We start from the raw sequence: 9,546 nt of genomic DNA, 5'->3' as shown, positions 1-9,546 counted from the left end.
CTATACCAAGGTCCTGGAGCTGTGGGTTGATACCCGCGAGGCGGCCCAGATTCTCAGGGCCATTCAGGAGTTTTTTGGCGGGGATGACCTGGGGCTCGGGCTCGAGGATCTCAGCACCCCAGGGGTGGTACAGCTGAGGTACGAGCCCAACCGGATCGATCTGGTATTACTGCCAGACGCCGATTTCGAGGGGGCTTATGCCCGCAGCCAAATCCACCAGGTCGAGGGTGTGGTGGTACGGGTGGTCTCGCGCGAGGATTTTATTCGTCTCAAGCAGGCCTTCGGCCGCAGTCTCGATCTACGCGATATCGAAGGTTTGCTATGAAACCGCGCATCGCCCCCATTGCCCGCAAGTACCGCTTCGACGAGTTGTCGCCTGAGCTCGAGCACCAGCGCTGGCAGGCCCTCCCCTTAGAAGAGCGGTTGCGCGCCGTGGTAGAGATGGCCCATTTCTGGGCCAGGCAGCAGGGTCAGGTGGTCACCTCGGGGAAGATTGCGCCGGTAGCCCGCAAACGCCCCCTGCGGTAAAGAACCCGGAACCTGGTCGAGGATGCGCCACCCTATTTGCCTCGGGCAACAAACCTGGGCGGCAGAGTTGGGGAGAACAGATTCCCCAGGGTGGCCATCGCCAACCCCAAGCAGCATCTGGCGCTGGCACCCGCAGGGACGATAGCCCAATAGTGGTTTTGCCCTTCGACTCCACTCAGAGCAGGCCGTGCAAGGCACCATGTGGCCTCAGCTTCCTGAGCAGTTCCCACAGGAGGATGTCCCCAGCCATGGCGCCCGTAGACCAAGCATCTACCGAGGAACAAAGCGCAGAGGTTAGGCCAGGGATATCCTTCGGTGAGCTGCCTTCAGGACTAGCCCCCTGCTCCTAGCTAACACGTCTCAGGTCAATCCTGAACTTTTGACCAACGGAGCAGCAAATACCGAGTGCGGTATTGCAGAAAGGTTCCTACCGGCCGCTAGGGCAGCCTATACTTTAGCTTGTAAGCCAGCAGGCAGATGACCCACCCCACCAGGGCGAACGCTCCTGCGATAGCAAAGGGCAGAACATAGCTCTGGTGTAAATCGTAGGCCCAACCCCCTACCATGGGGCCAAAAAAGGCAGCAACCGCAAAAGCTGTGGCCCCGGCCCCATAAACGGCTCCCAGATTGGTAACCCCGAAGGCGATGGTGGTCAGAGTGGGAAAGAGCGCAAGCGAAACTGCAAAGCCCCAGCCAAAAATAAACGCAAAGAGGTACAGGGTCTGTGGAGTTGTAGCCAGGCTGTTGAACAGCAGAAAAGCTACTCCTATTATGATGTAGGTACCCAGCATCACATTTACTGGCCCGGTCTTTTCGGCAATCAGGCCGGCAATCGGCCTGCCGAAACCATTGGCCAAAGCGAAAAAAACCAGAGCGATGGCCGCCACCGGTCTTTCCAGCTCCAGAATACTGACCCCGTAGGGAACCATGTGGGCCATGGCCAGTAAGCCCCCAAACATAACGCTAAAAAACCCCAGCCACAGCAAATAGAACAGGGGCTGCCGCAAGGCCTCTCTCAGGGTAGACTCTGTCCTGGAGGCAAACATGGTGATAGACCCCAGGGGCTGGCCTTCCTTGCCGGAGGGAGCCCAGCCTGCCGGGGGCTCTCTGAGAAGCCAGGCCGCAAACAAACACACCGCAACCGAGATAGCGCCCAGCACAAGGAAAGTGTTGGGGATGCCAGCAGTATCAATCAGCCTGGTTATCAAGGGGGCAAAAATAACGGCCGCCAGGCCAAAACCAGTTACAGCAAGAGCTATGGCGAAGGCGGTTCTGTCGGGAAACCACTTTCTGGCAGTGGGAACCGCAACGCAGTAGGCAAACGCGCCGCCCAGCCCGCCAATCAGCCCATAGGTCAAAACCAGCCACCAGACATAAGGGAAGCGGTCAATTTGCGCTGCCATCAGGTAAGCCAGCAGCAATAGCAGCCCTCCGGCAACGGCAACTCTGCGCGGCCCAAACCTGTCCTGCAAGGCTCCGCCCAGTATCATCCCCACGCCGGTAAACACCACCAGAAAAACCGATAGCGGTAGCATGGCATCTGCCCTGGTCCAGCCATAGGCGTTTTGCAGAGGAACCACAAAAACACTCCAGGCGTAGGCGATGCCCCCCATCAGGGTTAGCAGGAATCCGGCAAAGGGGACACTCCACCTCGAGACCACGGGTCTATTACCTGCCGGTAGACTGGTCATTTTGAACCTCCCTTTGGGTTAATGGTAGCTCTCGATTATGATAACTGGTTACAGCCGGGCTTGGGTGGGGGCGGCAGCGCAGAAACACTTGAAGTAGGGCGATTTTGAAGACTCTGATTTAGCTGGGCTTGATTCTGCTCCTTCAAAGGTGCCCAGGTCGCCAGGGTCGCGTCCAATTTCCTGGGCTTGGAGCAGTCTGCACCGGATTTTCCCGCTACGGGTTTCAGGCAGATTGTTCAGCAAGCTTTCGCTGGGGGCAAGGATAGGGCTGAGCTCGAGGCAGACCTGCTGCACTAACTTCGAGTTGACGGCTTCAGCCTGTTAGCGCTCGAGGCGCGGTACCACAAAAGCCGTAGAACTTCTGCCCTGGATGGAGTAGGCCGTATCGGCTTCGGCCATGGGATTGTCCAATCTATGGGGTCAGGTAGGCCAAGCACCGCGGCTTCGGCTTTAAGTTAGAGCCCTCGACTCAGGTATCGGGGCGTTTGGCCTGACCGGGCTTGCTGGGGGCTATCTACTAGGCCCGCAGCCCACGTACAAAGTCTTCGTAGCGGAACTCGTTGGTGGCAAACCAGCGGCGCGACTGCTCGCCGAAAGGGACTCTGCCCCGTGGTCTCTGTGTCTGGCCCAGCTGGCGGTAGTGGCAGCCTTACCAGTTCTTAGACGGGGTCTTTAGCCCAACTTCCTCCCGGTCGACCATGTTACCCCGGCTAAAACCTGTTTCACGAGCTTTTACGACAACAGCTTATAGACCACAACCTAAGCACAAAAGACGCTTTCTGCCCCGTCTGGCAAATCATTTTAGCCTGGGGCAGGAGGGTGAAGATCAGCTAACTCACCGGCGGGGTGTACGCCGATATCGAAGCGACGCCCGGTTAGCTCGCCTATTCGCTTGCCTACCTACTCGGCCCCACCGTGGAGAACATCCAGGGTGCGAGGCCCGTGACTGGTCATCATGCGCCAGCGAATCCTGGACAGAGTCTGGGCCATAACTACACTGGAACGTCGGCGCGAACCCCTACCAAGAAACTCCCTTTCGTTTTGTCGCCTCCGCTGCGGGTAGCTCCTGAAAAGCTCGCTTTGCCTGAGAAGCTATGGATGGACTGCCAGCCGATGGCCAGAAGTGTTCATGGGAGCGCAAATGCACCAGGTTTTGGCTTCAACCCCCCACCCTTCCCTTCCCCACATGGGGGGAGGAGTTACTGGCAACTTTTTCTTGTGCATTGTGAAAAAGGCCCTGGCCAGAAACTCCCCTTCTTTTCGTCGCTATGGGTGCGCGCAGCTCATGGAAAACTTACTCCACCAAGGACTTCTGCAAAGCCTCCTTGGCTTCCGCATAAAACACCACGTTGATCTTCATGGCCATATCGTCGGATAAGTCGTAGAGCTGTCGGCGGGCTGAAATGGGGATCAGCAGGGTTTGGGCCCCCTTTTCAATGGCCAGTTCGGCTACCGATACAGCGTTGTAAACGGGCTCGAGGCCGCCCCCCAGGTTGAGACCTCCCACCACTACCAGGCCACCCCGTAGGCTCTTGCCCAGCAGGGCGCTGCACAGCGCCAGCAAGACCGGCGCGCCCAGCGAGCTACCTGATTTTGCCGCGTCAAATGCCCTCAGCTGCACCCAGAACTCGTGCTCCCGGGGCTCGCGGTCTCCCACCAGCTGGCGTGCAAAGGCATAAAGGTTTTGTTCCGCACTTCGCACCGCTTCTTGAAACGGGGACGGGGCGGGCCGGTTTACAATACGCACACCGCTGCCTGGCCCCACTGTGACCTCGAGCCGGTACAGGCCAGCAGCCTCGGCCGTCCCTCCCAGACCGATGCCCCAGACCTGCCCCGGCGGCAGGGGATCCGAGCCAATGGAGCCTTCGCTGTGCAGCTCGGGGGTAGAGACGAACTGCTCGATACCCTCGGCGAGAATAAAGGAAAAGTGGGTGTTGCGAAACTCCGCCGAGCCGATGCGCTTCTGCTGCTCCTTGACGCGCCGACGGGACTCCAGTGCCAGCCGTACTGCCCACTGCAGGTCTTCGTCGCTTACAGACTGCTCGGGATCGGGGTACAGCAGCTTCAGCAGGCCATTGATGGTCTTTTGAACCGCGTTCACATCGCGCCCGCTTAGCGCACTGCCCAGTCGGACACGCTGATGAACCACATCCAGCCGGCTATACCCCCGTAGCTGGCTCCAGCACTCCGAGAGAAAATCGCTGACCAGGCCAAAATGGTCGGCAAACAGGTGTGCGGCCATCTTGGGCACATCCCAGCCTGGCACAAACGCATGGATGCGATCCATGAAGGCGGTGTCGTCACGCATCTCGGGGGGGAGGGGGCCCAACAGGTGTCCTACCCGCTGCTGGTGCTCCACGTCCACATCGAAGTTGCCCACCATCACCAGGCTACCATTGGCCCGAATACTCTCCTTGCCACGCGAGAACTCGCCCGACTCCATATAGCCTTTCATGATGTTGACCCCGTCTTTGGAGTCGAAGGAGATGCCCGATATCTCGTCGAAGGCCACCACGTCGTACTGGCAGACCAGGCCCCGCTGTCCGGTGGCATTGTTGACAAACATCCGGGCCACGGTTGCCTTGCCCCCAGAAACCAGGTGGGCATAAGGCGAAATTTGCTGGAAGAGGTGGGACTTACCGGTGCCCCTGGGCCCAAGCTCTACCATGTTGTAGTTGCGCTCGACAAAAGGAACCATTCGTAACAGAATCACGTCCTGGGCGCGCTCCGACATGGCTTCCGCCTCATAGCCCACACTGCGCAACAAAAAGCCTTTCCACTCCTGGGTGTTGAACAGCCTGCGCCCTTTAGCCAGCTCCTCCAGCGCGTTGCGCTTGGACATCTGAATGGGGCGCAGGCCGCCCACCGCAAAGGGCCGCCCGCTTTTCTCCTGCGCGATGGCGGCATCGTACTCGAGGTCTACCTCGGCGTAGAAACCGCCGGTGAGCAGTCGTTCGTGCTGAATCACAATGTCTTCGTCTATGCGAACATCCTTCAGCCGCAGGCTGGGCAGGGCGGCCAGATAGGAGTCCGAGCGCTCGTCGAGCCGGACGGTCACCATGTCAATGAGCTTGACCGAGCCCATCTCCCGCGCGCGGGCTTTGAAAAGCTCCTCCTCTCCGGCTCGCACAGCACGGCTCTGGAGCTGTTTTTGCACAATTTGCAGTCCTTCGACAATCTCTTGCGGGTCGGTGCTGGCGCAGTATCGGCCCAGCAGAAACTCCCCCACATAGGTCGGGACGGGGTACTGGCCCTTGAACTTGCGCACCAGATCCTTTCGGACGATGTAGCCGTCGTAGGCCTGGGCGGCCAGCCGGTCAATGGGATCGAGCTCAAAATCGGGTTCCACTCACTCCCCTCCAATGCGGGTCTTTAGCTGGGATACCACCCTGCCCTCGGGTGACAATACCACTACAAAAGCAGTCTGTCCTTCCAGGGCGTCGTCTGCCACCAGCAGCGACTGACCCGCCGGCCTGGGGCCAGCAACGGTAGTATCCACGTCGGCTGCCGCCAGGCGCAAAGCCACCTGTTCGCGGCCACTTCCGCCTTCTACCACTACCTCGCAGCGCAGCCCCTTCCAGCGTACCCGGCCCAGTTTTGCCAGGCCAGAGGGCTGGCCCCGCCTGCGCACGGTGAACAACGGCAGCACACACTCCTGCACGCTGAGCCCGCCGTGCTCATACACCTTACCCTCCTCAAAAGCGCAAATGCCCTCGGCAACCGCCATCTCTACCAGCGGGTCAAAACGCCAGGGCACCTTTTGCACCTTTAGCGAAGCCCCCGGCTTCAGGCGGGCAGTGCGGCCTTTGCGCACCTCGGTGAGGTGCTGGGGCAGCTCGGCCCTGGGCAGACCCCCTGGAACCAGCAGCCAGCCGTGGTCGGTGATGAGACAGATCTGGTTCCAGCCCGCTTCGAGCAGAGCACGAACCCGTTCAGCTAAATCCCGCACCAGGCTTTCGGCATGGCGGGCTAGTTTGAGCCCCTGGGTATGGCCGCTGCTATCCAGCTCGCCGAACTCGCACCAGCCGCCCTTTCCGGGGTCGCCAGGCTGGGTGTCCACCATTACCGAGAGCCCGGCCTCCTCCAGACTCCTGCGCAGCAGGGCAGCACTTACCCGGACGCCACCCAGCCGCACCTCAAAGCCTTGATCGGGGAGGAGCTGTGCCGCAAGGGGGCTAATGGCAGGCTTGGCGGTAGCGGTCACGCCCGGCAGGGCCCCAAACACCCAGCCCCGCTCTACTTCACAGCCCTCGCCCTCGAGCACCTCGGCCAGCTTATGCGCCACGTCCAGTCGCAGGCCGTCGCTAAAAAGCAGGCATGTGCCGGGGCCGGGAGGGCCAATTTCGGGATGGGGCAGCGGCTGTGCGTATACGGCTGCTTGAAAGGCCTTGGCTGCATCCTCGAGCCAGGGCCGGTAAATTGCAGTGAGTGCGGCCTCAACCGCCGCGGTGTCGGCAGCGGTCTGCACCCTGGCCAGGGCTCCCAGGGCTTGGGCATCGGTCTGCCAGTGCTGGGCAAAGTAGCGCTGGGCAAGCTCGGTGGGCAGGCCATGACCCAGGGGCTTAGCCGTGGCCTCGGCCAGATGGGCCAGAGGCTCCAGAGCCATAGCCAGCGGGGCCTGGCCAAGCCTGGCCCAGACCCAGCCCCGCCGCTTGCCATGCTGGGCCTCGAGGGCCAGCAGACTTTTCCTGGCCTGGCCTGCCGAACCGGTCCCAAGCCGCAGCAGTTCCTGGCGCAGCTGGGCCTCGGCCTCCTGGTTGTCCTGCGGCCAGCTTTCCGGGTAGGCAGCCAGAAGACCGCTGGGCTTGGCCTGGCGCAGGGGCCCGGCGATAGCGGCATAGGGCTGCGGTGCCTGAGCGAAGCGCTCCCAGACGCTGCTCCATTTGCCCTGGCGTTCCCCCAGCATTAGCGCTGCACTCAGCAAACCGTCTTTTTCGGGGTTAAAGTTGTAGTGCTGTCGGCACTGCTCGACAAAGGCTAGCCAGGTTCCTTCGGCTTGCATCTGCGCCTGCGCGTCTTCGGGCCGGGCCATCCAGTCCAGCAGGCGGCCCACCGGGTCGGGGTTCAGCAGCCCGTGGATGATTTCCGCATTCAGCACCGGGTGCCGCTGCAGCTCGGCCAGGGGCTCCAGCGCCACCCGCCCCAGAGCCCGCAGCAAAGCCCCCTGGGAGGCCTGGTCTTTGGCCACTTTGAGGCCTTGCTGGCTCAACAGGGCCGCAGGGGTATGGTCCTTGCCATTTTCGTGGGCGAAAAACACACCCCGGTACTGTAGCTCGGCCAGGGGTTTCAAGTCGTCGGAACACTCCTGCACTGCCCGAAGCTGAGTCTTTTCCACCCCCGGAAGATAGACAACGGGCACCCCCTCCGGCAATGCCAGGTCGGGCAAGGTGCCCGCAATGGCACAGCGAATCCAGATGGCCGGCCCGGTTAGCTCCTGCGGCTTGTAGGCTCCCAGGGTAAGCACCGGCAGCGCCCCCCGCAGGTGCGGCAGCAGGGGCTCGAAGCGCCGGGCTGCATCCGGCCACAGGATAGCTGCGGGCGCTACCTGGTCGTTGCGGTTGTAGCGCCCGGCCTTGCGGAGTTCTTCGATCAGGGCCTCGAGCAGGGTAGCGGGGTTCATCGGGCTCACGCTTTCATGCCCAGCCTGGCAAGCACCGGGTGGAACTGGGCAGTCACGAAAATAAAGACGCGTGCTTTCACATACCCAGAATAGCAGCTCAGCAACCGTCGAGACTCTTTTTAAACCTTGTGCATCTGAGATTTACGGGTAGCAGGGTGGCGGCCTAGAGGAAATCGACGAAGCCAGGCCCCGGCTCCGTCTCACGGTAGCGCTCCCGCCAGCGCTTTAAGGCGTGAGCAATCTTCTCTCCTTGCTGATTCGGCAGGCTGCGCGGCACCAGCAAGACGCCGTAGTGTGGCTGATTGGTGGAGTAAAAGGTTTTGGTGAGTGCGATGAAATCGTCCCGATTACGAGTGACGAAGATGCGCCCTTGGGAAGCGGAGAACGTCAGTTGCGCTTCGTCGTCGTAACCCGTGCGGCCGATCTCGTGGACGCTGAGGACCTCGAGGCCAAGACCGCGCGCAATCGCGGCGACCTCGGGCGACAGGTCTTCGTCGAGAAGAAAGCGCAAGGTGTCAGGCATCCGCTTCACGCGGGGCAGCGAAAGGCAGCTCCCGCCTCAAGCGTTCTTTCGTCCATTGCGCCTCGCGCTTAAGCCGAGCGTCGATCTCTTGGGGATAGAGCTGGTAGTAGCCCAGGGCGCTACGGAGTTGCATGGAAGAAAGCCAGGGATAGGCTTGCCGTAGCGCTTCCTCGTCCTCTCCCACCTCTTTCCAGGTGGCGATCAGCTCCCACACGTCGAGGCCGGTGCCGGCGATAACCGCGCGGCGGCCGGTGGCGCCGTCGACGAAGGCGATGCCGGGTACGCGCCGCAGGCGGATGGCTTCGTCGAGGAGTTCGGCGGTCATGGCGGACCAGGAGCGCCCACGCGCCTCGGCCTCATGCTGGATAGCGCGTTGCAGCGCCTCGGACAGGCGGATGCCTCGTGGCCCTCTCGGCGTGTTGGCTCGGCCTGTTGCACTCATGTGCACAGTGTAGCACGAACACCGCCAAGCAGCATGACAGCCTGAACCGTGCAAAACCTATCGGGTGGGCCGCTCCTAAAAGGACAGCGACATTTGCGAGACGATCAGGTCTCACTCCTGACGAGGGCGCTGCTTAGGAGGGACGCATGGGGCTCAACCGCGCCCTGCGTACCGCCGAGTGCGCACCGCCTCCACCTCTTTCTCGATCATGCGGTCGAGGTCTTCCTCAGTCATGCCTTCGCGCGCCAGGCGTTTCCGGACCCGCTCGCCAAGGGCTTCCATCCGTCTAAAAGCTGCCGCTCGGCGATCGATGAGCTCTTTAGGCGTCAGGACGATCTTGCCGTTTTCGACCTTAGCTTCCAAGAGGTCGCCTTCGGCAATGCCAAGCACTTCGCGCACCTCTTGCGGGATCGTCACCTGAAACTTTGTTTTGACCGTTACCACCGGCACGGTTTTGTCTCCACGCAGCATCGTCTGAAAGTTAAACTTTCTAACGCACTATAGCTTACTCGAGTCGTTGGAAAGGTCAAGGGGGATCATGCGTTAGCTCAGGGACAGGAGCATGATTCATCCTTCGCGCGGCAGCGAGAGGTGGTCGAGATCCAAGCGATCGCTTTCCAGATACTCTCGGGCTTTAATGTCGTCATGGGTGACGACAATCCCATCAACGCTTGTATAGCGGCCCCTCTCAGGAACTAAGGCGAGCCACTGCTCCCGAAAGTAATTCCAGTTCCTTCCCTGA

At 61.0% G+C, this 9,546-nt stretch carries 8 protein-coding genes; 2 read left to right on the top strand and 6 right to left on the bottom strand.

Features of this window, described 5'->3' with window-relative positions:
• Together Q0288_RS12270 and Q0288_RS12265 are read left to right on the top strand one after the other, a co-directional pair.
• Positions 1 to 325: hypothetical protein (locus Q0288_RS12270; RefSeq protein ID WP_299430816.1), on the top strand; the 325-nt coding region annotated here is incomplete at its 5' end.
• Positions 322 to 528, top strand: a complete 207-nt coding sequence (locus Q0288_RS12265) for a hypothetical protein (protein ID WP_299430814.1) — start codon at positions 322 to 324, stop codon at positions 526 to 528. The genes Q0288_RS12270 and Q0288_RS12265, both read left to right, overlap by 4 nt.
• Positions 529 to 965: 437 nt before the next feature.
• Here the strand turns inward: Q0288_RS12265 and Q0288_RS12260 are convergent, their stop codons facing one another.
• From Q0288_RS12260 to Q0288_RS12235, 6 genes are all read right to left on the bottom strand, one after another.
• Positions 966 to 2,219, bottom strand: coding sequence for an OFA family MFS transporter (locus Q0288_RS12260; protein ID WP_299430812.1), 1,254 nt, complete (start codon positions 2,217 to 2,219; stop codon positions 966 to 968).
• A 1,294-nt stretch (positions 2,220 to 3,513) separates the two neighbouring features.
• Complete coding sequence (gene brxL, locus Q0288_RS12255; protein ID WP_299430810.1) at positions 3,514 to 5,568, bottom strand: protease Lon-related BREX system protein BrxL; 2,055 nt, start codon at positions 5,566 to 5,568, stop codon at positions 3,514 to 3,516.
• Positions 5,569 to 7,839 carry a BREX-1 system phosphatase PglZ type B gene (pglZ, locus tag Q0288_RS12250; protein WP_299430808.1) on the bottom strand — a complete coding sequence of 757 codons (2,271 nt, stop codon included), beginning with the start codon at positions 7,837 to 7,839 and terminating at the stop codon, positions 5,569 to 5,571.
• Positions 7,840 to 8,002: 163 nt separating this feature from the next.
• On the bottom strand, positions 8,003 to 8,362 hold the full coding sequence (locus tag Q0288_RS12245) for a DUF5615 family PIN-like protein (RefSeq protein WP_299430818.1): 360 nt from the start codon (positions 8,360 to 8,362) through the stop codon (positions 8,003 to 8,005).
• Positions 8,355 to 8,804 carry a DUF433 domain-containing protein gene (locus Q0288_RS12240; protein ID WP_299430806.1) on the bottom strand — a complete coding sequence of 150 codons (450 nt, stop codon included), beginning with the start codon at positions 8,802 to 8,804 and terminating at the stop codon, positions 8,355 to 8,357. The genes Q0288_RS12245 and Q0288_RS12240 overlap by 8 nt, the downstream gene beginning before the upstream one ends.
• Positions 8,805 to 8,957: 153 nt before the next feature.
• The gene (locus Q0288_RS12235) at positions 8,958 to 9,275 is read right to left on the bottom strand and encodes an AbrB/MazE/SpoVT family DNA-binding domain-containing protein (protein ID WP_299430804.1); all 318 of its coding nucleotides are present in this window, start codon (positions 9,273 to 9,275) and stop codon (positions 8,958 to 8,960) included.
• Positions 9,276 to 9,546 lie beyond the last annotated feature (271 nt).

The sequence above is a fragment of the uncultured Meiothermus sp. genome (genome assembly GCF_937863175.1).
GTDB lineage: Bacteria > Deinococcota > Deinococci > Deinococcales > Thermaceae > Meiothermus.
Note: the sequence above shows the minus strand (reverse complement) of the source record. Positions and strands in the feature narration are given on the sequence as shown.